General features: G+C 68.2%; 17 protein-coding genes. 10 read left to right on the top strand and 7 right to left on the bottom strand.

Annotated elements, in window-relative coordinates; genetic code table 11:
* The first annotated feature begins 54 nt into the window (after positions 1–54).
* The 3 genes from cheY to ACXJKM_RS18480 all read left to right on the top strand — a co-directional run bounded on the left by cheY (position 55) and on the right by ACXJKM_RS18480 (position 1,837).
* Positions 55–447: a chemotaxis response regulator CheY gene (cheY, locus tag ACXJKM_RS18490; RefSeq protein WP_056199225.1), complete on the top strand. Its 393-nt coding sequence runs from the start codon at positions 55–57 to the stop codon at positions 445–447.
* A 27-nt stretch (positions 448–474) separates the two neighbouring features.
* Complete coding sequence (locus ACXJKM_RS18485) at positions 475–1,104, top strand: protein phosphatase CheZ (protein WP_157255979.1); 630 nt, start codon at positions 475–477, stop codon at positions 1,102–1,104.
* A 154-nt stretch (positions 1,105–1,258) separates the two neighbouring features.
* Positions 1,259–1,837 carry a hypothetical protein gene (locus tag ACXJKM_RS18480; protein ID WP_457354252.1) on the top strand — a complete coding sequence of 193 codons (579 nt, stop codon included), beginning with the start codon at positions 1,259–1,261 and terminating at the stop codon, positions 1,835–1,837.
* A gap of 36 nt (positions 1,838–1,873) precedes the next feature.
* Here the strand turns inward: ACXJKM_RS18480 and ACXJKM_RS18475 are convergent, their stop codons facing one another.
* On the bottom strand, positions 1,874–2,626 hold the full coding sequence (locus ACXJKM_RS18475) for a substrate-binding periplasmic protein (protein WP_457354251.1): 753 nt from the start codon (positions 2,624–2,626) through the stop codon (positions 1,874–1,876).
* A gap of 171 nt (positions 2,627–2,797) precedes the next feature.
* Between ACXJKM_RS18475 and flhB the strand changes: the two genes are divergently transcribed.
* The 6 genes from flhB to ACXJKM_RS18445 all read left to right on the top strand — a co-directional run bounded on the left by flhB (position 2,798) and on the right by ACXJKM_RS18445 (position 10,812).
* On the top strand, positions 2,798–3,973 hold the full coding sequence (gene flhB, locus ACXJKM_RS18470; protein WP_457354249.1) for a flagellar biosynthesis protein FlhB: 1,176 nt from the start codon (positions 2,798–2,800) through the stop codon (positions 3,971–3,973).
* 95 nt (positions 3,974–4,068) lie between these two features.
* Positions 4,069–6,159, top strand: coding sequence for a flagellar biosynthesis protein FlhA (flhA, locus tag ACXJKM_RS18465; RefSeq protein ID WP_057295862.1), 2,091 nt, complete (start codon positions 4,069–4,071; stop codon positions 6,157–6,159).
* The gene (flhF, locus tag ACXJKM_RS18460) at positions 6,156–7,817 is read left to right on the top strand and encodes a flagellar biosynthesis protein FlhF (protein WP_457354246.1); all 1,662 of its coding nucleotides are present in this window, start codon (positions 6,156–6,158) and stop codon (positions 7,815–7,817) included. The genes flhA and flhF overlap by 4 nt, the downstream gene beginning before the upstream one ends.
* Before the next feature lie 8 nt (positions 7,818–7,825).
* Positions 7,826–8,602 carry a flagellar biosynthesis protein gene (locus ACXJKM_RS18455; protein WP_200955297.1) on the top strand — a complete coding sequence of 259 codons (777 nt, stop codon included), beginning with the start codon at positions 7,826–7,828 and terminating at the stop codon, positions 8,600–8,602.
* Between the two features lie 98 nt (positions 8,603–8,700).
* The gene (locus ACXJKM_RS18450; RefSeq protein WP_056199199.1) at positions 8,701–9,414 is read left to right on the top strand and encodes an RNA polymerase sigma factor FliA; all 714 of its coding nucleotides are present in this window, start codon (positions 8,701–8,703) and stop codon (positions 9,412–9,414) included.
* A 132-nt stretch (positions 9,415–9,546) separates the two neighbouring features.
* Positions 9,547–10,812, top strand: coding sequence for a methyl-accepting chemotaxis protein (locus ACXJKM_RS18445; protein WP_056199196.1), 1,266 nt, complete (start codon positions 9,547–9,549; stop codon positions 10,810–10,812).
* Positions 10,813–10,819: 7 nt separating this feature from the next.
* Here the strand turns inward: ACXJKM_RS18445 and ACXJKM_RS18440 are convergent, their stop codons facing one another.
* From ACXJKM_RS18440 to ACXJKM_RS18425, 4 genes are all read right to left on the bottom strand, one after another.
* On the bottom strand, positions 10,820–12,862 hold the full coding sequence (locus tag ACXJKM_RS18440) for an autotransporter (protein WP_457354244.1): 2,043 nt from the start codon (positions 12,860–12,862) through the stop codon (positions 10,820–10,822).
* 163 nt (positions 12,863–13,025) lie between these two features.
* On the bottom strand, positions 13,026–14,903 hold the full coding sequence (locus ACXJKM_RS18435; protein ID WP_457354242.1) for a GGDEF domain-containing protein: 1,878 nt from the start codon (positions 14,901–14,903) through the stop codon (positions 13,026–13,028).
* 176 nt (positions 14,904–15,079) lie between these two features.
* Positions 15,080–17,302 carry a putative bifunctional diguanylate cyclase/phosphodiesterase gene (locus tag ACXJKM_RS18430; protein ID WP_056199188.1) on the bottom strand — a complete coding sequence of 741 codons (2,223 nt, stop codon included), beginning with the start codon at positions 17,300–17,302 and terminating at the stop codon, positions 15,080–15,082.
* Positions 17,303–17,309: 7 nt separating this feature from the next.
* Complete coding sequence (locus tag ACXJKM_RS18425; protein WP_056199185.1) at positions 17,310–17,678, bottom strand: Hpt domain-containing protein; 369 nt, start codon at positions 17,676–17,678, stop codon at positions 17,310–17,312.
* A 173-nt stretch (positions 17,679–17,851) separates the two neighbouring features.
* Here ACXJKM_RS18425 and ACXJKM_RS18420 point away from each other — a divergent pair, with 173 nt between their 5' ends.
* Entirely contained in the window at positions 17,852–19,189 is a 1,338-nt protein-coding gene (locus ACXJKM_RS18420) for a sensor histidine kinase (protein ID WP_157281726.1), read from the top strand.
* Positions 19,190–19,323: 134 nt separating this feature from the next.
* Here ACXJKM_RS18420 and ACXJKM_RS18415 read toward each other — a convergent pair whose 3' ends face one another.
* Positions 19,324–19,953: a response regulator gene (locus ACXJKM_RS18415; RefSeq protein WP_056199180.1), complete on the bottom strand. Its 630-nt coding sequence runs from the start codon at positions 19,951–19,953 to the stop codon at positions 19,324–19,326.
* Positions 19,954–19,962: 9 nt separating this feature from the next.
* Positions 19,963–22,440 carry a sensor histidine kinase gene (locus tag ACXJKM_RS18410; protein WP_457354239.1) on the bottom strand — a complete coding sequence of 826 codons (2,478 nt, stop codon included), beginning with the start codon at positions 22,438–22,440 and terminating at the stop codon, positions 19,963–19,965.
* Positions 22,441–22,454: the final 14 nt, after the last annotated feature.

Here is a 22,454-nt window from a genome sequence, read left to right as displayed (position 1 = left end):
AACTAGACTGCGTGCTGACCCTGAAATACCGCCTGCACCCGAGAGAGGATCGCCATGAGCACTGATATGAAATTCCTGGTCGTCGACGACTTCTCCACCATGCGCCGCATCGTGCGCGGCCTGCTCAAGGAGATTGGCTACAACAACTGCGAAGAGGCCGAGGACGGCGTCGAGGCGTTGAACATGCTCAAGGGCGCCAAGTTCGATTTCGTCGTCAGCGACATCAACATGCCCAACATGACGGGCTTCGAGTTGCTGAAGGCCATCAAGGAAGACCCCAACCTCAAGCACCTGCCCGTGCTGATGGTCACCGCTGAGGCGCGCAAGGAAGACATCGTGCTGGCCGCCCAGTCGGGTGCTGCGGGCTACATCGTCAAGCCTTTCACCAAGGCGACGCTGGAAGAAAAAGTCCTCAAGATCATGCAGAAGCTGGCCGCCGCGGCCTGACAACACCAAAAGGGGACTGTCATGTCGATGGATCAACTGGAGCAGTTGGGCAAGGCCCAGGAGCCGCTGCTCGTCTCGCCCGAAGTCTTTCAGCAACTTGGCACCATCACGCGCACGCTGCACGACACCATGCAGCGCCTGGGCGTCATGCCCAAGCTGCAGGTGGCCACCGACGGCCTGCCCGATGCGCGCAGCCGCCTGAGCTACATCGCGGAGAAGACCGCCGCCGCCGCCGAAAAGGTGCTGAACTCCGTCGACCAGGCCAAGGGCGAGCACGCCGGCATCAGCCGGGCGACCAAGGAATTGGCTGCTGCCATCGTTGCCGACCCTGTGCGCGCCGTTGCCAGTGGCGCCGTGATGAACTTCGTCAAGGATGTCGAGAACCGCACCGCGAGCATTGACGGCCATCTGACGGACATCATGCTGGCCCAGGACTTCCATGACCTGACCGGCCAGGTGGTGGCCAAGGTCGTGAAGCTGGCCAACGACCTGGAAGACAGCCTCGTCAAGCTGCTGGTGCAGGTCGTGCCGCCCGAGCAGCGCGAGAAGGTCGACCCGACCATCCTGCAGGGCCCGGTCGTCAACGCCGAGGGTCGTACCGACGTCGTCACGAACCAGGGCGAGGTCGACGATCTGCTGGCCAGTCTCGGCTTCTGAAGCGCTTCGCGCGCCCCGCATCAAGCCCGCCATTCGGCGGGCTTTTTCTTGTCCCGAAATGGGTGATGCCGCTCGCTGGGTGGGCGGCAGGCTTCTGCTACAAACGCCGCCGCGCCCGCAGACGGGCGGGCATCAACAACATCAGGGAAGTCAAATGATCCGAATCAAACAGGGGGCTGTCGCCCTGGCGGCCGCCATGCTGGCCGTCGCATCACCGCTGGCCCAGGCTCAATCCAGTGCGCCGGACTCGCGCATCGGTTGGTACGGCGACGTTGCCGTCGGTGGCACCCACTATGAGTCCGAACCCGGCTTCATCCTCTGCCGCTGCCGCAAAGGCAGTGCCACCTCCATCAAGGTCGGCGCCGGCTACCGCTTCGGCGTCTCCGCCGTCGAGGCTTGGTACGTGGACTTCGGCAAGGCAAATTTCGGCGCCGACTTCTACGGCCCGGCCACCTCGGCACATTTCCGTGCTGCCGTACTGGGCGGCGCCTGGGCCGTGCGGTGGGGGCAGCATGTCGAGGCCACCTGGCGCGCCGGCGCCGCCTTCGTCAATGCTTCTGCCGGCGGCAGCACCAAGCATGACGTGCGGCCCACGCTGGGCTTTTCCATCGGCTGGCGCACCACCGAAACCGCGACGCTGGAATTGAGCTGGGACTATCTTCGCGCCAGCGATGCCAGTGGCGCCCGTACCGACGCCGTGCCCATCACGCTGGGGTTCCGCCAGCGCTTCTGAACGCGCCAGGGCCGCCCGGCTTTTCTCTTTGGCGCCTCAGTCGGCCTGCGCTTCGGGCGGCAGCTCGCGGATGGCCTGATTGAGCTTGTCCAGCGTCTGTGACTTGACCTGCAGGGAGCAGGCCAGGTAGCGAAGTTCCCCGCGCGGCATGTCGGCGAACTCGACGCGCACCAGGGGCAGGGGGGCGAATTCGGGGTCCTTGCGCAGCCAGTTCAGGTCTTCCTCGTCGATCAGCATGTAGTCGGCGCGGCGGACTCCCACCATGCGCGCCAGCTGCAGTGGCGCCAGCTGGGCGCGCAAGGGCGGCTTGGCCGCCGTGGCGAGGAACTGGTCCAGCTGCGGGCCGTAAGACACACCATCCAGAACGCCGGGTTGCAGCGAAGCATCGGCAAAAAGCTGGGCGACGCGCGGGATGGCGCGGATCTGTGYCGCGACGCTGGCATGGGCCAGCACGACATGCGGCCGGTCGCGGTGGATGGGCAGGGAGAAGCGGGCAAAGGCCTCGCGCTCGGGGTTCTTGTACAGGCCCGGTGAACACAGCGCCGCCAGGTTGGCCTGCAGATTCTGAAGCGTGCGGCGGATCGGCACCTCGGCATAACGGGCCTCGATGCCGGCGCGCTTGAGCAGCTTGGCGGTGCGCTCCATCAGGAAGCCGGCCGGCTTGCCGTCCACCGTGTAGCTGTAGGGCGGCTTGTCGCGGTACTCGATGGCCAACGGTTCCGCCTGGGCCAGGGCTGCGCCGGCGCAGGACGCGGCCAACAGCGTGAGCAGGCGGGCAGAGCGGGGCACGGCCCGAGATTAGCGTGAGCCGCGCCGGCCTCGCCACCCTGGCGGCGGCAATCCTGCACACCTGGTCCGGCGCGCTGCGGCCCGGCTGGGATTAGCCGGGCATCCACCCTGCTTTTCTCGCTCAAGTTTCAGCGGCTGCCTCGAACAATTCGGTTCAGCTGCAGCACCACCATGGCCGACCACGACGCACAAGATCGCAACTTACCCGCCTCGCCCAAGAAGATCGAAAGGTCCCGGGCCGAGGGCCAGTTGCCGCGCTCGCGCGACCTGCCGCATTTCGCCATGATGGTCGCCGGCGGCGCCGTGCTGTCGGTGGGCGCGCCGCAGATTGTCGAGAAGCTGCGCCAGATGCTGATCAACGGCCTGCACTTCGATGCGCGCCTGCTGGCCCAAAAGGGGTTCATGGGTGAGCGGCTGGTCGAGATGACGCTGGCCTTCGCCGCCGTCATGGGACCGATCGCCGCCGTGCTGGTGATCGTCGGCATCGCCAGCAACCTGGCCAGCGGCGGCTGGAACTGGACGATGAAGCCGCTGGCGCCCAAGTTCAGCCATCTCAACCCCCTCGCCGGCCTGGGCCGCTTGTTCACCGGCCAGGGGTTCGGCTCGGCCCTGAAGGCCGTGCTGCTGGCCCTGGTGCTGGGCATCGTCGGCGCCATGGTGCTGAAGGACCGCCTGGCGGCCTATGTCGGCATCATGTCCGTGCCGTTGCCGTCCGCCCTGGCCTACGCGGGCCAGCAGCTGATGGGGGGCCTGGGCCTGCTGGCTGTGGCGCTGGCGGTGTTTGCCGCCATCGACGTGCCGCTGCAGCGTCAGCTCTGGCTGCGCCGCATGCGCATGAGCCGCGAAGAGGTCAAGCAGGAAATGAAGGAGGTTGAAGGCAACCTCGAGATCAAGGCCAAGATGCGCGCCATCATGCGCGACATGGCCAAGCGCCGCATGCTGGCCGCCGTGCCGCAGGCCGACCTGGTGGTCATGAACCCGACCCACTATGCCGTCGCGCTGAAGTACGAGGAAGGCAAGATGGCCGCGCCCAAGGTCATCGCCAAGGGCGCCGACCTGCTGGCCATGAAGATCCGCGACCTGGCCAAGGAGAGCAAGGTGCCGGTGCTGCAGCAGCCGGTGCTGGCCCGCGCCCTCTACGCCCATGCCAAGGTCGACCACGAGATCCCCGCCGCGCTGTTCGGTGCCGTGGCCCAGGTGCTGGCCTACGTTTACCAGCTGCGCGCCGCCCTGGCCTCGCGCAACATGGCCCGCCCGGATGTGCCGCATCCGCATGTGCCGCCGGAGCTCGACCCGCACAACAAGCCGGGCTGGGCACCCGAGCCCGAGGAAGACTTCACGGAGTGAGCGCTGCGGGGAGAACAGCCCGGCTTTCCCGCCGTTTCTCCGGCTCAAGTTTTCCGGGCCGCCGCGAAGAATGCAGGTGAGACCAGACCTGCCGCATGAACCAGCTCACCGCCAAACTCCAAGCCCTGCTCGGCCCGCGCGCAGGCATCATCGCCGCGCTCGGCGCGCCCATCGCGGTGCTGCTCGTGCTGTCCATGATGGTGCTGCCGCTGCCGCCCTTCGCGCTGGACCTGCTGTTCACCTTCAACATCGCGATGGCCGTGATGGTCATGATGGTCGCCGCCCACATGGTGCGGCCGCTGGACTTCGCGGCCTTCCCGACCGTGCTGCTGCTGACCACGCTGATGCGGCTGTCGCTGAACGTCGCCTCCACGCGCGTGGTGCTGCTGGAAGGCCACACCGGCACGGGCGCCGCCGGCAAGGTCATTGAATCGTTCGGCCACTTCCTGATCGGCGGCAATTTCGCGGTCGGCCTGATCGTCTTCGCCATCCTGGTGGTCATCAACTTCATCGTCGTGACCAAGGGCGCTGAGCGCATCGCCGAAGTCGGTGCGCGTTTCACGCTGGACGCGATGCCCGGCAAGCAGATGGCCGTGGACGCCGACCTGAACGCCGGCCTCATCAACGAAGCGGAGGCCAAGCGCCGCCGCGTGGAACTCTCCGACGAGGCCGACTTCTTCGGCTCCATGGACGGTGCCAGCAAGTTCGTGCGCGGCGACGCCGTCGCCGGCATGCTGATCCTGGCCATCAACATCGTCGGCGGCTTCATCATCGGCGTGGCCCAGCATGGCCTGTCCGCCGGCCAGGCCGCCGACAGCTACATCCTGCTGGCCGTCGGTGACGCGCTGGTGGCCCAGGTGCCGGCCCTGTTGATCTCGGTCGCGGCTGCCATGGTGGTGTCGCGCGTCGGCACGGACAAGGACATCGGCAGCCAGATCGGCAAGCAGGTGTTCGGCTCGGCCAAGTCGCTGGCCATCACGGCCGGCGTCATCGCTGCGCTGGGTCTGATCCCTGGCATGCCCCACGTCGTCTTCCTGCTGATCGCCGCCGGCCTGGGCTACCTGGCCTACTGGCTGCGCAGCAAGGAGCAGGCACTGGAGGCCGCCAAGGCCGTCAAGCCCATCATGCCCAGCAGCGAAGGCGCCGGAGAGGCGAGCTGGGAAGACCTGGTGCCGGTCGACACCCTGGGCCTGGAGGTCGGCTACCGCCTCATCACCCTGGTCGACAAGAGCAAGGAAGGCGACCTGCTGAGCCGCATCAAGGGCGTGCGCCGCAAGTTCGCGCAGGAAGTCGGCTTCCTGCCGCCGCCGGTGCACATCCGCGACAACCTGGAGCTGCGCCCCAGCCAGTACCGCATCTCGCTGCGCGGCGCCGTTGTCGGCGAGGCCGAGGCCTTCCCCGGCATGTGGCTGGCCATCAACCCCGGCCATGCGACGCAAAAGCTCATCGGCACGCCGACGACCGACCCCGCCTTCGGCCTGCCGGCCGTGTGGATCGAGGAGCGGCAAAAGGAGATGGCCCAAATGAGCGGGTTTACGGTCGTTGATTGCTCGACCGTGGTGGCCACCCATCTTTCACACTTGATGCAAGTGCACGCGGCCAAGTTGTTGGGCCGCGTGGAGACACAAGCCCTGGTGGAACACCTCACCAAGCAGGCGCCGCAATTGATCGAAGACGTGATTCCCAAGATGGTCAGCATCGCCACACTGCAACGCGTTCTCCAGCTGCTGCTGGAGGAGGGCGTGCACGTCCGCGACATGCGCTCCATCGTCGAATGCCTGGCCGAGCATGCCGCCGCTGTGACCGACCCCGTCGAGCTGGCTCGCCGCATCCGCACCCATATCGCGCCGGCCATCGTGCAGCAGATCTACGGCTCCACCAAGGAGCTGGACGTCATCGCGCTGGAGCCCGAGCTGGAGCGCCTCGTCACCCAGGCCCTCAATTCGCCGCACGGCGCAGCGCTCGACCCGGGCGTGGCCGACACGCTGGCGCGCAGCGCCGCCGAGAACGCCCAGAAGCAGGAAGACCGCGGCGTGCCCGCCACGTTGCTGGTCCCCGACCTGATCCGCGCGCCCATGGCGCGCCTGCTCAGGCGCGCCGCGCCCCGCCTCAAGGTGCTCGGCCACAGCGAGATTCCTGAGACCCACACCATCCGCATCGGCTCCATCATCGGAGGCACAGCATGAACGTCCGCAAATTCACCGCTCGCACATCCCGCGAGGCGCTCGCGCTCGTCAAGCAGGCGTTCGGCGCCGACGCCGTCGTGCTGTCCAACAAGACCGTGCCAGAAGGCGTCGAGGTGCTGGCGATGGCGCCGGAAGGCATGGGGCAGATCGAGCAGATGGCCCACAGTGCGCCGCGCAGCCAGACCCGCCCGCAGGTGCCGCCGCCCACCGTGCAACCGCAGGCGCCTGCCGCCCGTGCCAATTTCGCCGACCGCTCCCGCATGGAGCCCAGCTTCGGCAGCCCCGAGGTGAGTGGCGACGTCGAGCAACTCGCCATGAGCACGCTGAGCTTCCAGGACTATGTGCGCGAGCGCGTGCTGCGCCGCCGCCAGGCCGAGATGACGGGCCAGCCCGATCCCATCGCAACGGCACCGCGGATCGCCCCGCCGCCGACCCAGCCGGCGGCTACCTCCCTGGACGCCGCCCGCCAGCAGCGCGAGCGCCGCGCCGCCGAGGCCATTGCCGCGCTGGCACCCAAGCGCGCCGCTGCACCGGTTCAATCTCAGCCTCAGCCTAAACCTCGCCCGGCGCCGCCCGTGCTGCGCGACGAGATCCGCATCCCGTCAGCCAGTTCGCAACGCGCGGTGCCGCAGCTCAGCGACATCGGTGCCGTGGAGCCCATGCCGCTGCCCGGCCAGCCCAATGCCAGCCAGCGCAACCAGATGGACATGGCTTCCGAGCTGCGCCAGATGCGTGGCCTGATCGAAGAACGTTTTTCGTCGCTGGCCTTCATGGAAAAGCTGCAGCGCCAGCCCGTGCAGGCGCGTCTGACGCAAAAGCTGCTGGAACTGGGCTTCAGCCCGGCCCTGGTTCGCAAGCTGGCCGAGAGCTGCCCGTCCGAGTTCAAGCCCGGCTCGCCCGCCGACCCGGCCGACGAGACCGCCTGGGCCGCCCATGTGCTGTCACGCAACCTGCATACCGATGAGGCCGCCCCGGCCATCGAGGACCGCGGCGGCGTGTTCGCGCTGATCGGCTCCACCGGCGTAGGCAAGACGACGACGACCGCCAAGCTGGCTGCCCACTTCGCCACCAAGTTCGGTGCCAGCCAGCTCGGCCTCATCACGCTGGATGCCTACCGCATCGGCGCTCACGAACAACTGCGCGCCTACGGCCGCATCCTCGGTGTGCCCGTGCACACCGCGCATGACCGCGCCTCGCTGGACGACCTGCTGGACCTGCTGTCCAGCAAGAAGCTGGTGCTGATCGACACCGCCGGCATGGCCCAGCGCGACAGCCGCACCCAGGAGCTGCTGGAGATGCTGGCCCACCCCAGCATCAAGAAGCTGCTCGTCATCAATGCCGCCCAGCAGGGTGAAACCATTGAAGACGTCGTCAACGCCTGGAAGGGCGCGGCCTGCGAAGGCGTCGTGCTCAGCAAGATCGACGAAGCCGTCAAGCTCGCTCCGGCCCTGGACACCCTGATCCGCCACAAGCTCAAGGTGCTGGGCGTGGCCAACGGCCAGCGCGTGCCCGAAGACTGGCACCGCCTGCCCAGCGTCGGCCTGGTGCAGCGTGCCCTGAAGGGCGCCGCCTCGGGTGCCTGGCGCATGGACAACACCGACGTCAATCTCATCTTTGCCGGTGCGCCGCTGACCGAAGGCATGAGGGCAGTCCACTGATGTCCATCATGCAAGACCAAGCCCACGGCCTGCGGCGGCTGTTCGCCGCTTCCAAGACCCGCTTCGTGCCGGTTGTCAGCAATCCGCGCGTCATGGGGGCCGGCGTGCTGCTGGAAGGCCTGTGCGCGGCCTTTGCCGAGCTGAACCTGAACACCCTGGTCGTCGACGCCGGTGAACACTCGGCCAAGCCCTCGGAGCTGGCCAGCGTCGATCTGTCCAACTGCATCGAGCGCCTGTCGCCCAAGGTGTCCTACCTTGCCGCGCGCGGGCTGCCGCTGCGCCACATCAATGCCCATGGTTCGGCGGCTTCCTTCCTGGAGGCCGTGGCCGACGCCGCACCCGACGCCGACGTCATCCTGCTGCACGCCCCGGCGGCCGAACTCGCCCGCATCGTGGCCCTGCGAGAGGTGCGCCCGCTGCTGCTGGCTGATACCGAGCCTGCGAGCGTCACGGAAGCCTACGCGGGCATGAAATGGCTCACACAACGAGCGGGGCTGATGGTCTACAGTCTGCTGATGGCCTGCCACCCTCAACTGCGCGTGGCCACCCGCATCGCGCAACAGCTTCATTCCTGCGCCGACGGCTTCCTCGGCGCGGTGCTGCGCGATTGGGCCTGCCTGGACCCAAGAGCCTCCCAGCACGCACCACTCACGCCTGAACTGCGCCATCTCGCCCGCGAGCTGCTGCTTGCAGCTCCCCCGGGAGCGGCCGTTGACGCCGCCTCCGACGCGACTCCGCTGCGCCCGGCGCGCAAGGCGTCTTCCCCGTTCATCGCTGCGCATTGATCTCGCCGGAGACCAAACATGATGCCCCCACGCTCACTGCGTTCGCTGCCCCCCGCGGGGGCGCTTCAGCCCCTTCGGGCGGCCGTGCGGAGCTGACCATGTACACACCCAAAGGCCGCCTCGACAACAGCACGCTGATCAAGCAGTACAGCCCGCTGGTCCGACGCCTGGCGCACCAGATGATTGCCAAGCTGCCGGCCAATGTGGAGGTGGATGACCTGATCCAGGTCGGGCTGATCGGCCTGACCGATGCGCTGTCGCGCTTCGACGCCGAGCAGGGCGTGCAGTTCGAGACCTTCGCCACTCAGCGCATCCGCGGCGCCATGCTCGACGAGTTGCGCGGCGGCGACTGGATGAGCCGCGGCACGCGCCGCCAGCAGCGTGAGATCGAAGTCGCGGTGCACAAGGTCGAGCAGCGCCTGGGCCGCGCGCCGCGCGAGGACGAGATCGCCGCCGAGATGGGCCTGCCGCTGGCTGAGTACCAGGAACTGCTTGGCAAGGTGCGAGGCACCCAACTGGTCTATCTGGAAGACATGTCGGGCGCCGACGGTGACAACGACTACCTCGACCGCCATGTGGCCGACGAGGGTGCCAACCCCGTCGCCCAGTTGCAGGACCACCGCATGCGCGAGGCGCTGGTGGCCGCCATCAAGAACCTGCCCGAACGCGAGCAGTTCGTCATGAGCATGTACTACGAGCACGACATGAATCTCAAGGAGATTGCGGCCGTGCTCAAGGTCACGGAGTCCCGCGTGTGCCAGTTGCACAGTCAGTCGATTGCAAGGTTGCGCGTTAAGCTGCGTGACTGGTAATTTACGGGGCCACTTCTTGCCGAGCCCCGGCCAATAAGCGGGGACAAATGCATGTTCAAGTGGCCCAAGGGCGGAGGTTCTTCCCCCGCCATCACTCGGGATGAGCCCGTCCGGCGAGATGACAGTGCGGCGTTGAATGTCGTCAAGCGGCTGGCCCGCTCGATTTCCACGGTCGGCAAGGATGCCGCGGAAGTGCGTGGTGCCCTGGAAGATACCCAGCGCATCGTCCAGGCCCAGAGCCAGGCCATGCAGGCCCTGGCTCAGCAGCTCAACCAGATTGGTCAGGCGCAGACCGCCATCACCACCGCCACCGCCCAGAGCGCTGCCGCCGTGCAGCGGGCCCGCGGCGCGCTCGGCGTCGTCGGTGGCGAGGTCGTTGGCATGGCGTCCACGCTGGCCCAGGTGTCGGGCGCAGCGGCCGAGATCACCAAGATTTCCCTGCAAACCCGCCTGGTCGCCTTCAACGCCGCCGTCGAAGCCAAGCATGCGGGCGATGCCGGGCGCGGTTTCGCTGTCGTCGCCGAGGCGGTCAAAGCCCTGGCCGGCCAGGTCGAGGCCTCGTCCAAGGCCATCGTCAGCGCCATCGCCAGCCTGCAGGAGCGCATCGATCGCTTCAGCGCCGAGCTGACCGAGAACCCGGCCAAGCCCAGCCAGATCCACGCCGCCTTCCACGAGGTCGAGCAGGACGTGCAGCGCATCTCCGCGTCGGCCGGCGAGAGCAGCCAGCAGATGAGCCTGCTCAACGAACGCGCCCATGAGCTGGAGCGGGAGGTGTCCCAGGCCTCGCACGGCCTCAAGGTGGCCTTCGACGGCAGCGACCGTTTCCTGCGCATGTCCGAGGAACTGGTCGAGCAGATCGCCGAGAGCGGCGTCGAGGTCGACGACATGCCCTTCATCCGTACTGCGCAGCAGGCCGCCGCGGAGATCGGTGCCCTGCTCGAAGAGGCGCTACGCGGTGGCCAGATCAGCCAGGCCGATCTGTTCGACGACAAATATCGCCCGATCGAAGGCACGGCGCCGCAGCAGCACACGACGCGCTTTTGCCAGCTGACGGATCGCCTCTTCCCCACCGTGCAGGAGAAGATGCTGGCGTTCAGCGACAAGGTGGTGTTCTGCATCGCGGCCGACCGCAACGGCTATATCGCGACGCACAACCGCAAGTACTGCCAGCCGCAGCGCCCGGGCGACACGGTCTGGAACACGGCCAACAGCCGCTACCGCCGCATCTTCAACGACCGCACGGGCCTGGCCTCGGCACGCAACACGCGGCCCTTCCTGCTGCAGACCTATCGGCGCGACATGGGCGGTGGCCGCTTCGTCATCCTGAAGGAGGCCGCGGCGCCCATCATCGTCGCCGGCAAGCACTGGGGCGGCCTCCGCCTGGCTTTCAATTTCTGATCGGGAGCTACTGCACGGTGACGAAGAAGCTCGTGGCATCCTGCCCGGGCGCCACGGTCGCCCCATTGCTGCTGATCGAGCTGAACGCACCGCTGAGGCCACCGGTGGCCTGGATCAGCACGAGCTTCTGCCCCCGGGCGTAGCTGCCGCTGAAGTTCAGCACCAGGCTGCCACCGAGCATGGCAGGCCCGGCAACGCTGATATGGTCGTGGGTGACGCCAGGTGCGGTGCCGGCGATGGAGAGCGTGAGCTGGCCGGTCGCGCCCTGCCGGAAGCTGCCCCCCAGCGCCAATTCATGTTGGCCGCTGGCCAGCCCCAGGGCCGCGTTGTTGACGACGTCGCCCGTGCCCATCGCGTTGGCGCTACCGGCCCAGGTGGGGCCCCCATTGAGCAGCGTGGCACCTCTGTAGCTGTTGTTCTGCAGCGTGAGCGCAGCAGCGCCGTTGTGAGCGAGGCTGCCGCCGCCGCTGATGTTGGACAGCGTGATCGCGGTCGTGGTGTTCTGGACGATGAACTGGCCGTCGTTGACGATGGCATTGCTCGCCACGCCATTGGGCGACTCGGCCGTCAGCAGGCTGGCGTCACCGCTGTAGGTGGCCTGCAGGAAGGTCGATTTGCCCTTGCTCGCATTGACGGTGATGTAGTTCAGCGGCACGGGCGTTCCTGTGCCCAGGCGCAGGATGGCGTTGGCGCCGATGGTCGTGGTGCCGTTGTAGTTCTGCGGTTGGGCGAAGGTCACGTCGTTGCCCGGCGTCGGCATGACCTTGACGTTGCCCGTACCGACCGCGCCATCCCGGTGCGGGCCGCCCCCGCCGCCGGTGATGCCCACGTGCAGAGTCACCGGTCCGTTGTAGTTGAAGGCCAGCGTGCCGCTGCGCAGGTTGATGTAGGCGTTCTTCTTGCCAAGCGTCGGGTAGGGGTCGGCCGGCGACGGCGCCGACGGCAGAAAGAAGTTGGCGTGTGTGCCGTCGCCCCATTGGACGACGCCGGCGCCGCGCTCGATGTTGATGCCGCGGTAGCTGCCGTCGTTGCCGTTGACGTCGTTCGCGCCGCCGCGGTAGATGACCTTGGCGAAGTTCAAGCTGAGGTCGCTCAGGCCCGGGTTGACCAGGTTGGGATGGTTGTGCGGGCTGTTGTCGGTGTGGCTGTAGACGCCCGACATGACGATGGTCGACGGGCCGATGGCGTGGAAGTTGATGTCGTTCCCGTAGGCCGCTTCATAGATGTTCTGCGTCACCGTGACGACGCTGCCTGGCGGGCTCCAGACCAGCCATGAGCCTTCGTTGAGGACCGCCTTGGCATTGGCCAGCGATGCAGCGACATGGTTGCTGCCGAAATCCTGCCCGACGGTAAGAGCGAGCACACCCGAGTAGGTATTGACGCCACCCGATGAGTTTCCGCCCCAGACGTCCGGGGCCTGGACGATGCTGCCGCTGCCACTGATCTGGCCCAGCAGCACGAACTGCGCACTGCTGAGGATGATCGTGCCGTTGTTCAGGATGTTGTTGAGGTTGATCTCCCGGTTGATCAGGCTCGCCTCATTCTTGCTGTCGGACGTCGCGATGATGTTGGGCGAGCTGTCGGCACTGGTGTTGGTGCCGATCTGGAGCGTGGCGCCGGGATCGATGGTCAGCACCGGCGGGTTCAAGCCGGTGCGAGTCAGCGCATAGCCTGCGCCGGGATAGATTGTCTTTTTGACGACCTGGACTTGCTGGGCCGTCGGTAGCGTGAACGTGCTGGTGCGCGTGATGGTCAGCGTGCCCGTGCCGGCGGCGGGCATGAGGCGCAGCGTGCCCTGTCCGCTGATGATGCCGGAATAAGTCGTCGTGCCCGCGGGCAGCTTGATGACGGCGCTACCGTCCAGCGTGATGTCACGATTGGCGAGGACGTCCGCCGTGATGTCCCTGGCAGCCTGGACCGCCAGGGCGGAGGCGTCCGGTGTCGCGCTCGTGCTGGTGGCGTCTCCACCGCCGCCACAGGCCGTCGTGAGGACGGCGCAGCCGGCCAATAAGATTCCGCGCCGGCTGGCGCCAGTAAAGGTCGAACGCAAGGAGGCTCCTGCTGGATGATCTGCGAGCGCCGGTTGCCGCGCCCGCGCGCATCATGCCGGCGAGCCCGCTCCCGGCCGGAGTGCCAATTGCAACTTTCCGTTCACCCCAGGGGAACCGCGTCAAAGTTGGCGTGCAGCCTGCTTTGGGACGCGCCCGTGCAAATCACTCCGCGATACACGCCCGGTTCTTGCCGGTGTGCTTGGCCTCGTACAGGGCCACGTCGGCGCGGTCCAGCGCGGCTTCCAGCGTCTCGCCGGGGCGGTAGAGCGTGACGCCGGCCGAGAAGGTCACGAAGACGTCCTTGCCCTCGTGGTTGAACAGCGCACTGGACAACGAGCGCTGCAGCCGCACGAGCACCTGCTGGGCCTCGTCCAGCGGCGTGTTGGGCAGCATCAGCACGAACTCTTCGCCACCATAGCGCGCCACCATGTCGCCAGGGCGCAGCGAGGCCTGGGTGCGCTCGGCCAGCGACTTCAGCGCGATGTCGCCGGCGTGGTGGCCGAGGCTGTCGTTGAGCTTCTTGAAGTTGTCGATGTCCAGCAAAGCCAGGGCCACGCGAGTTGATTCCCGCTCGGCCTTGGCCTGCTCGATGCCGAAGGCCTGGATGAGGCCGCGGCGGTTGGCCACTTGCGTGAGCTGGTCGGTGTGGACTTCGTTGGACAGGCGGCGCAGCTCGCCCTCCAGCTCGTCGACGCGCTGGTTCAGCGCGGCCGCGCGGTCGTGCTCGAGGGTCAGGCGCGCTTGAGTCTGGGACACCAGGCTCTGCACGCTGCGGCTCTCCTCGACCATCTCGCGCACGGTGCCGGTCAGGCTTTCCAGCGAATCGGCCTGCTCGATGGCCTCGGCATAGCGGCCGACGCTGGTCTGGAAGCGGTCGGTGTGTTGGCCCAGCTCGCCGAGTTCGGCCAGCATGCGCTGGATGAGGCCCTTCAATGAGTCTCGCGCCTTGGAGCGTTCCTCGCGCAGCGCGCGCTGGCGCTCGCGTGTGCCCGACAGCAGTTCGGACACGGTGCGCACGCCGCGGCCCGACAGGCCTTGGGCGAGTGCGTTGCTCATCGCCTCGGCCTGGCCTCGGGCCCAGGAATCGTCCTCGGCCAGATCGACGAGACTGCCGCTCAGCTCGCGGCACAGGCCGCCGAGTTCATCAAAGAGATGGCGGCGGTGGTCCAGCAGATGCCGGGCGCGCAGGCACAGCGCGGCCATCTGCGTGGCGCGGTCGGGGCTGGCGCCATGGGACTTCAATTCGGCCTGGGCGGCGTCGAGCTCGCGCATCAAGGCGTCGGCAGGCGTCGCCTCGGTCTGCGGCGAGCGCAGCGCATGGCGCACCGTGCCGTTCAGTTCGCTGCTGACGTCGGCCCAGTGGGGGCTGGTGTCAACAACCGGCGGCGGCGTGTCGCGCAGGCCGGTGCGGCTGAGTTCACCAAAGCCGGTGCTCTCGCGAAAACGGGACGTTTCGCCAAAGCCCGTCTCGGCAAATGTGCTCTCGGAGAAGAACTGGCTGGGCGTGCCGCCGTCCTCATCCGTCTCCACGCCGCTGCCGTCGCCGTCCTTGTCCCAGCTTGCCACCAGTTGGCCCAGGCGCTTGACGAGCTTGCCGCTGTCGTTGCGGCCCAGCTCCAGCACGCGGCTGATGCCGTCCTTCTTGCGCGCCAGCGTCCAGTGCTTGCCGCCGCGCTCCAGGCCGCGCAACAGGCGCTCGATGGCCTGGGCCAGGGCCTCGGCCTGAGCGGCGGGGCCGGCCACGTCGAGCAGCTTGTCGACCTGGCGTTGCAGTTCGTCGAGCTTTTGTTCACGCAAGGCGGTCTGCAGCTCCTGGCGCGTGCTGCCCGAGGGCAGGGCCAGGCTGATCAGCTTGGACATCAGCTGCTGGAGGCGCTCGGAGACGGCGCTGGTGGCGCCACTGGCGGCCTGCGCCGGCTCGCCACCGCTTTCGATGGCGTAGGCGCGGGCGTAGTTCTCGGGTGTGGGTTCCAGCCTGGCCTGGGCGAGGCGCTGCAGCGCGGCCTTGGCCAGTTGGGCCGGCGGTAACTGAGAGCGCATGTCAGTTTCCCATCCGGCAAATGCCGCATATGCGGCACATGAAACATCCGGGCCGAGCGCCGGGCCGCTCCCTAGCCGGCCCGCGTTGGCGATGTGCTTGCCGGTCGAGCCGGCAAGCATCGCCGTCCCCCTGGGGGACCGGCGAAGGTACACCTTGGACGAGGGGCGTCATTTCTTTAACGTTGCCCGCGAGACGTCACGTCGTTGTTGCCGTCGGCCTGCGTGATCCAGGGCGCCTTGCGTGGCAGCACGGTCTGGGCGATCCAGCGCTCCAGCTCATCGGGCGGCAGCGCCTTGCTGAACAGGAAGCCTTGCATCAGCGAGCAGCCCAGGCGGTGCAGCACTTCCATCTGGCGCAGCGTCTCGACACCCTCGGCAATGACGCGCAAGCCCAGCGCCCGCGCCAACGCAATGATGGCCGTGACGACGGCCGAGCTTTGCGGCGTGATGCCGAGGTCGCGCACGAAGGTGCGGTCGATCTTCACTTCCGAGATCGGCAGCGTCGTCAGGTAGGCGAGGGACGAATAGCCGGTGCCGAAGTCGTCGATGGAGATCTCCACACCCACTTCGTTCAGGCGATGCAGAGACGGGATGACGTTCTGCAGGTCCTTCATCAGGTTGTTCTCGGTGATCTCGAGCTGGATCGACCGGTGCGGCACGCCATAGGCGCTGACGCATTGGTGGATGTGCTCGACGAGATCGGTACGCTCGAACAGCCGGCTGGGCAGGTTGACGGCGATGGAATCGCTGAAGCCGAACTGCAGTGACCACAGCTTGGCCTGGCGGGCCGCTTCCTTCAGGGCCCATTCGGACAGCGGCACGATGAGGCCAGTCTCTTCGGCCAGCGGGATGAAATCGGCCGGCGGCACCAGCACATTGCCACGCTGCCAGCGCATCAGCGCCTCGGCGCCCACCATGCGGGCGGCGCGCACGTCGATCTTGGGCTGGTAGTGCAGCACGATCTCATTGCGCTCCAGCGCCTTGTGCAGGGCGCTTTCCAGCTCCAGCTTCTGCTTGCCGTGGCCGGCCAGCTGCGGCGAATAGACGGCCGAGGCATTGCGGCCCTGGCTCTTGACCGCGTACATGGCCACGTCGGAATTGCGCAGCAGGTCGGCCATGGTCTGGCCGTCGCGCGGGTACAGCGCAATGCCGACGCTGGCCGTGACGAAGCACTCCTGGCCGCCGACGAAGATGGGCTCGCGCAGGGCGTCCAGCACGCGCTGGGCGACCCGTTCGGCATCGCGTTCGTCGGCCACCTCGGGCAGCAGGGCGACAAACTCGTCACCGCCCAGGCGGCCCACGGCTTCCAGGCCGCGATGGCTGCGGTTGCCCAGGCCGTCGAGCACGCCTTCCAGGATCTGGTCGGAATGGCGCACGCAACTGCGCAGGCGACGGCCGACCTCGACGAGGAGCTCGTCGCCGGCGGCGTGGCCCAGGGTGTCATTGATGACCTTGAATCGGTCCAGGTCGATCAGCAGCAGGCCAACCTCGTGGCCGCCGCGGCGCGCACTCTCGATGGCGCGCTCGACACGGTAGATCAGCTGGCGGCGGTTCGGCAGGCCGGTCAGCGCGTCGAAGTGGGCCAGCTGGCGGATGCGGTCCTCGGCCTGGCGGCGGTCGGTCACGTCCTGCAGGATGCCGGTGTAGCCGTTGACGCCGCCCTGCTCATTGAATTCCGGCTCGGCCTCGATGTGGACGACGCGCTGGCGGCCATCGGGCAGGGTCAGTGGCAGGTCGGTGACCAGCACCGAGGTGTGGGCGATGACGTCGCGCAGCAGGCGCAGGAAGACATGGCGGTCGTCCGCCGGCACCATGCGCATGACGCCGATGAAGTCCAGCCGGTCCTGTGGGCCGCGGCCGAAGACGCGCAGGCCCTCGGCGGAAATGGCAAAGCTGGCGGCCGTGTCGCGCCACCATTCGAAGCTGCCCATGCGGGCCAGATCCTGGGCGCGCGCCAGCTTGGCCTTGCTGCGCTCCAGCTCAAGCCGGGTGCGCGAGCTGCGCAGCAGATAGCGCAGCCGGCCGTCGAGCAGGCTCCATTGCGGCGACTTGACGAAGAAGTCGGTCGCGCCGGCCTGGTAGGCGCGGTTGATGGAGGCTTCATCGTCCAGGCCGGTCAGCATCAGCACGGGCAGGGATTCGAAGCCGGGTGTGGCGCGCAGCAGCGAGCAGGTTTCGAAGCCGTCGAGCTCGGGCATCAGCGCGTCCAGCACGACGACGTCGGGCGTGCGCGTGGACAGCAGGCCCAGGGCCTCGCTGCCACTGGGCGCTTCGGTGACTTCAAAGCCGCGCTCGCGCAGCGCGGCGGCGGTCAACAGCAGATTGACCTCGTCATCGTCCACCAGCAGCACGCGCGGGCGCGGCGGGAGGTCGTCGAGGGCTTGACCGGTAGGCAGCATGCTTCTCTTAGAGCAGCGCGGCCAACGCCGCGCGTACCTGTTGGATGTCTTGGAGCATAGCGTCCAACTGCTCGGAAAGGCCGTCCACGCGGCCATCGCGCACCATGGTTTCGATGTCGGCGCAGCGCGCAGACAGTGCCATGGCGCCCAGGCTCGCCGACGAGGATTTCAGCGTGTGGCTGACATGGCGCACGACGGCGAGGTCAGGTGTAGCGCCTTCACGGGCGCGGGCGAGGTCGGGCAGCAAACGGTCCAGTGAGTTGGAGAACGCCGCCACGACGCGTTCCAGCAGCTTGTTGCCGCCGCTCGGGTCGAGTTCCCGCAGGCGACGAATCGCCTCGGGATCGAGCAGGGCTGCGGGCTGTGAGGCGGTCATGGACTGGTCTGCGGGTCAGGGACTCGGCACGCCTAAATGTATCTCGGGTGGGAGGGGGGCCAAACGCGAAGGAATGCACACTTTCGGCCGGCTGCGCTGTGGTTATTGACATCGGGCGACGCCGGGCATGCCCAGGCCCTGTTGCTGGGGAAGCGCTGCCTACAATGAAGCGCATGAACAGCCTCAGCGACGACAGCGCGCTCATCTCGCGCCGCCAGGAGCGACGACTGCCGATGCGGCTGCTGATGCTGACCCTGGCCACGGTCTCCATCTTGATGCTGGTACTGGGCGGCCTGGTGGTGCTGGCGTTGATGCGGGTCTGGGGCGGCGAGGTTGGCCTCGTGCACGCGGCCCTGGTGCTGACGGCATTCTTCACCGGCGTCCTGCTGCTGGTTGCGGCTGCGTTGGGCTGGCATGCCGGCGTGCGGCTGACGCGCCAGCGCCTGGCCGAGCCCCTGCGCGAAGTGCGCCAGCAGCTGCTGATGCAGGCCCAGCTGCAGCGTGACTGGCAATGGGCCACCGATGCCGAGCACCGCCTGGTGCGCTGGCAGGCGCCGCAGGGCGCGCCGTCATCGAGCTGGGTGGGTGCGGGCGCCAGCACCCAGCAGCTGTGGGAGCGCTTCGAGGTTGCCGAGCCGGCCGCCCAATTGCGCGAGCGCCTCGGTGCCCACCAGCCCTTTGTCGACTTGCAGCTCGCCGCTGCCGATGGCAGCACCGCCTGGCGGCTGCGCGGCCTGCCCTGTATCGACTCGCACGGCCATTTCGCTGGTTACCTGGGCACGGCCCGCCCCGACGAGCCCGCCGAGGCGACGCCAGCGCCACAGCCGGCGCATGCCGCCGACCTGGCCGCCGAACACGAGTCCTTCAGCTACACGGTCTCCCACGATCTGCGTGCGCCGCTGCGCGTCGTCGAGGGCTTTGCGCGCATCCTCAAGGAAGACTACGGCGCGCGGCTGGATCGCGTCGGCAATGACCACCTCGACCGCGTCATGAGCGCTGCCGCTCGCATGAACAGCATGATCGACGCGCTGCTGTCGCTCTCCCAGCTGTCGACGCGGCCACTGGCGTGCCAGCCTGTCAACCTGTCGCAACAGGCCGGCTATGTGATGGAAGAGATCAAGCGCGGGGCGCCGCAGCGCGAGCTGGTGCTGGACATCGAACCGGGCCTGACGGTGCAGGGCGACCCGACGCTGCTGCGCATGGTGCTGGAGAACCTGCTGGGCAACGCCTGGAAGTACAGCGGCAAGGTCGAGTGCACGCAGATCGGCTTTGGCAGCGTGCAGCAGGGCGGGCGGCGCGTCTTCGTCGTGTCGGACAACGGTGCCGGCTTCGACATGCGCTTTGCCGAGCGCCTGTTCGGCGTCTTCCAGCGCCTGCACAGCGCCAGCGACTTCCAGGGCACCGGTGTCGGCCTGGCCCTGGTGCGGCGCATCGTTCGCCGCCATGGTGGCGACATCTGGGCCGAATCCGCCGTGGGCGAGGGCTCGCGTTTTTATTTCACTTTGGGCTGACGCCCATTGCTTTGCGGGCCGAGCGCCGGGCCGCTCCCTAGCCGGCCCGCCTTAGGCGATGTGCTTGCCGGTCGATCCGGCAAGCATCGCCGTCCCCCTGGGGGACCGGCCAAGGTATTCCTTGGACGAGGGGCTCACTTCTGGCCCGGGCGCGCCAGCAGCTCCAGCGCATCCACGACACGCCGTGCCTGCTCGGGCAGGCTGTGGCCATCGGCGGAGGCCAGGCTCATCAGGCGGGCGAGCGCCTCGTCGCGTGGCAGGGAATAGCGGTGCATCAACACGCCGACGGCCAGGGCCGTCACGTCCATGGACGGCAATTCCGAGGGGGCCTCGAAAGCCTGGGCCATGGCGGCCGGTGCCGCCGGGGCTGAGGTGGCGACGGGGGGCGTCGAACGCGTGGTTGAACGTGCAAAAGCGGCCTCGACGGCGGGCACGATTTGCGAGATGTCCAGCGGCTTGACGAGGTAGGCAACGGCGCCCAGCTCCTTGACCTTGGCCACTGTCGCCTCGTCGGTGAAGGCGGACAGGAACATGAAGGGTGTCTGCAGGAATTCGCGCAGATAGGCGGCCACATCGAAGCCGGTCAGGCCTTCCATGCGGATGTCCAGCAGGGCCAGTTCGGGCCGGTGTTCGCGGGCGAGCAGGATGGCATCGTCGCCGTTGTCGGCGTCGATGACCTCGAAGCCGGCCTGCGTGAGCCCATAGCTCAGCGTCGCCAGTACCAGACGGTCGTCATCGACGACCAGGATCTTGCCCTTGCTCACCGTGCCCCTCTATCCAGAACTTGGTTTTATGGCCGGATTGTGAACCACGCTCGGTGGAATCAGTTCCAGCCGGCAGACGACATCGTCGCCTTGCTGTTCCAGGCTCAGGATGGCGCTGCGCCGCGGCAGCAGGGCGCGCACCAGGCCCAGGCCAGACACGCCGCTCTTGACGTTCTGCAGCGCAAAGCCTTCGGGCAGGCGGCCGGGGTTGGCGATCTCGACGGTGATGCCGGCCATGTCGCAGATGAGCTGGCAGCGCACCTGGGCGCCGTTGCTGTGCCGCAGCGCATTGCCGAGCAGCTCGTTGAGGCTGAGCGCGATCGGGATGGCCTCGGCCTCGGGCAGGCACCAGTCCTCCATCAGCGCGCCGCCCTCGGCGGCCGTGGTGATGACGCGGCCCTGCATGCGCTGCACCGAGCCGACGATGGCGTCGAACACCCGCTTGAGCACCAGCGGCCCGGAGGCGCCGACCTGCAGGCCATAGACCTGGGCGATGGCCTGCACCTGGCCCACGGCCTCCTTCAGCACCCCGGCCACCTCGGGGCGGCGCACGGCGATCTGCTGTAGCAGCCCGGCCACGCCCTGCAGGTTGTTCTTGATGCGGTGGTGCACCTCGCGCACCAACAGCTCGCGCTGCGAGATGGCGGCCTGCAGCCTGGCCTGCTCGGCGGCGCGCTGCTCGGTGACGTCGCTGGCCACGAGCAGCAGCAGTTCGGGCGTGTCGTCGCCACCGACACCGGCCAGGTGCAGCAGCCGCGCGTCCCAGATGCGCGTCGAGTTGCCGGCCGGCACGTGGTATTCCCGCTGCACGACGGTCTGGGATTCCAGGGCCTCGCGCATGTCGGCGACCACCTGCGCCCCCTGCTCGTCGCCGAAGAGCTGCGCCGGCGTGCCGCCCAGCATCGCGGCCTCGGGCCTGCCGGCGAGCGTGGCGGCGGCGTGGTTGAGCTTGACGATGCGCAGGCTCTGCGCCTCGTGCAGCGTGATGGCCAGTGGCGCGCCTTCGATGATGCGGGCCAGCGATGCCTGGGCCAGCCGGCTCTGGGCCTCGGCCTGGCGGCGGCGGTCGATGTCCAGCAGGGCATAGGTCAGCTGCTGAGTGACTTTGCCGGGGCCATCCTCTCGCTGCGTCTGCACCGCATTGCCGATGACCCAGAACTCGCGTCCGTCGCGGCCGCGCAGCCGGCACTCGAACACATCGGCGCCGGGCTCCGTGTGAAAGGCGTGCTCGTCATCCTCCGGCGCCAGCACGCCCATGGGCTGGCCCTGCACGTCCTCGAGTTCGCAGCCGAACATGCGCCGTGCCGAGCGGTTCATCCACTCGATGCCGTCAGGCCCGACGGTGACGATGCCCACGAGCACCGAATCCAGCACGGCGCGTTCGCTCTCGGCACGCAGCAGCAGCGCGTTCTCGGCCTGGGCTTGGGCCGTCACGTCGAGCGTGACGACCGAGGTGGAACGCCGCCCGCCGGCCAGCAGGCCCGGCGCGACGCGGGTCAGCAGCCAGCGCCGGCCCAGCTCGGGGTGGCGCACGGCATAGCGCACCTCGACGGCGTCACCCTTCTTGAGCGCGCGCTGCAGGCGCTCGAACTCGGGCAAGGAGGCGGGCTCGACGATCTCGCGGCTGATGCCCTGCAGCGAGCCGGCCGTACCTGTCGTGCCACCTGGCTGTTTGCTGCCGGTCTTGAAGGGCGAGCCCTTGCGGTGGGCCTTGAGCCAGCCGGCTTCGGGCTGGAAGGTGGCCAGGCCCACCGCGGCCGTGTCCATCAGCGCGTCGAGCTGCTGGTGGGCAAGGTCGCGCTCATGCAGCGTGCTGTGGTCCTCCAGCACGGCCAGCAGCAGGGCGCGGCCGGCATGGCGCCACAGGCGCAGCCGCGCCTGCAGCCAGCGGTGCTGGCCCTGCGGGTCGATGTACTCGGCCTCGGTGATCAGCGGCCCGTCCTGCGGGCGCTGCGCCGTCAGTGCCGGCAGCGGCGTGCCGCGGTGCCAACCCAGCAGGGCCTGCAGCAGATCGGGCAGGTCGTTCAGGTGGCGGGGGGCGCCGGCGTAGAGGCCGGCAAAAGCGGCGTTGTGGCGCAGCAGCGTGCCGCTGGCGGCATCGGCTAGCAGGGCCGGCAGGGGCAGCAGGGCCAGCCATTCGGCCAGCGGTGGCTCGCCAGGGTCGGCTGCGCTGAGGCGGGCATGCAGCACCCAGTTGGGTCGTTCGCGCAGCAGGTGCAGCGTGGCGCGCTGGCCGTCGGCGAGCTTGAGCGGTGGCGCAAGTGGCGGCGCGCGACCGGCGTCGATGGCATGGGCAGCCTCGCGCAGCCAGCTTTCCAGCCGCGCTCCGGCGGCATGGCGAAGCAGCCGCCAGCCCTCGGCGGCGTCGGCGCCCAGCCATTCGCGCGCCGCTGGATTGGCGCGCAGTGCGGACAGATCCGCCCGTAGCGTCAGCACCGGGTCGCCGACGAGGTCGAGCAGGGCAGTGGAGGCGGGCGGGCCGAACATGGCTCAGCCTGGCG

The sequence above is a fragment of the Roseateles sp. P5_D6 genome (assembly GCF_054049415.1).
Note: the sequence above shows the minus strand (reverse complement) of the source record. Positions and strands in the feature narration are given on the sequence as shown.

What these genes read in the sequence shown, in the direction of transcription:
- cheY (WP_056199225.1), top strand. Translation starts at nt 55, where the DNA reads ATGAGCACTGATATGAAATTCCTGGTCGTCGACGACTTCTCCACCATG.
- ACXJKM_RS18485 (WP_157255979.1), top strand. Translation starts at nt 475, where the DNA reads ATGGATCAACTGGAGCAGTTGGGCAAGGCCCAGGAGCCGCTGCTCGTC.
- ACXJKM_RS18480 (WP_457354252.1), top strand. Translation starts at nt 1,259, where the DNA reads ATGATCCGAATCAAACAGGGGGCTGTCGCCCTGGCGGCCGCCATGCTG.
- flhB (WP_457354249.1), top strand. Translation starts at nt 2,798, where the DNA reads ATGGCCGACCACGACGCACAAGATCGCAACTTACCCGCCTCGCCCAAG.
- flhA (WP_057295862.1), top strand. Translation starts at nt 4,069, where the DNA reads ATGAACCAGCTCACCGCCAAACTCCAAGCCCTGCTCGGCCCGCGCGCA.
- flhF (WP_457354246.1), top strand. Translation starts at nt 6,156, where the DNA reads ATGAACGTCCGCAAATTCACCGCTCGCACATCCCGCGAGGCGCTCGCG.
- ACXJKM_RS18455 (WP_200955297.1), top strand. Translation starts at nt 7,826, where the DNA reads ATGCAAGACCAAGCCCACGGCCTGCGGCGGCTGTTCGCCGCTTCCAAG.
- ACXJKM_RS18450 (WP_056199199.1), top strand. Translation starts at nt 8,701, where the DNA reads ATGTACACACCCAAAGGCCGCCTCGACAACAGCACGCTGATCAAGCAG.
- ACXJKM_RS18435 (WP_457354242.1), bottom strand. Translation starts at nt 14,903, where the DNA reads ATGCGCTCTCAGTTACCGCCGGCCCAACTGGCCAAGGCCGCGCTGCAG.
- ACXJKM_RS18430 (WP_056199188.1), bottom strand. Translation starts at nt 17,302, where the DNA reads ATGCTGCCTACCGGTCAAGCCCTCGACGACCTCCCGCCGCGCCCGCGC.
- ACXJKM_RS18425 (WP_056199185.1), bottom strand. Translation starts at nt 17,678, where the DNA reads ATGACCGCCTCACAGCCCGCAGCCCTGCTCGATCCCGAGGCGATTCGT.
- ACXJKM_RS18420 (WP_157281726.1), top strand. Translation starts at nt 17,852, where the DNA reads ATGAACAGCCTCAGCGACGACAGCGCGCTCATCTCGCGCCGCCAGGAG.
- ACXJKM_RS18410 (WP_457354239.1), bottom strand. Translation starts at nt 22,440, where the DNA reads ATGTTCGGCCCGCCCGCCTCCACTGCCCTGCTCGACCTCGTCGGCGAC.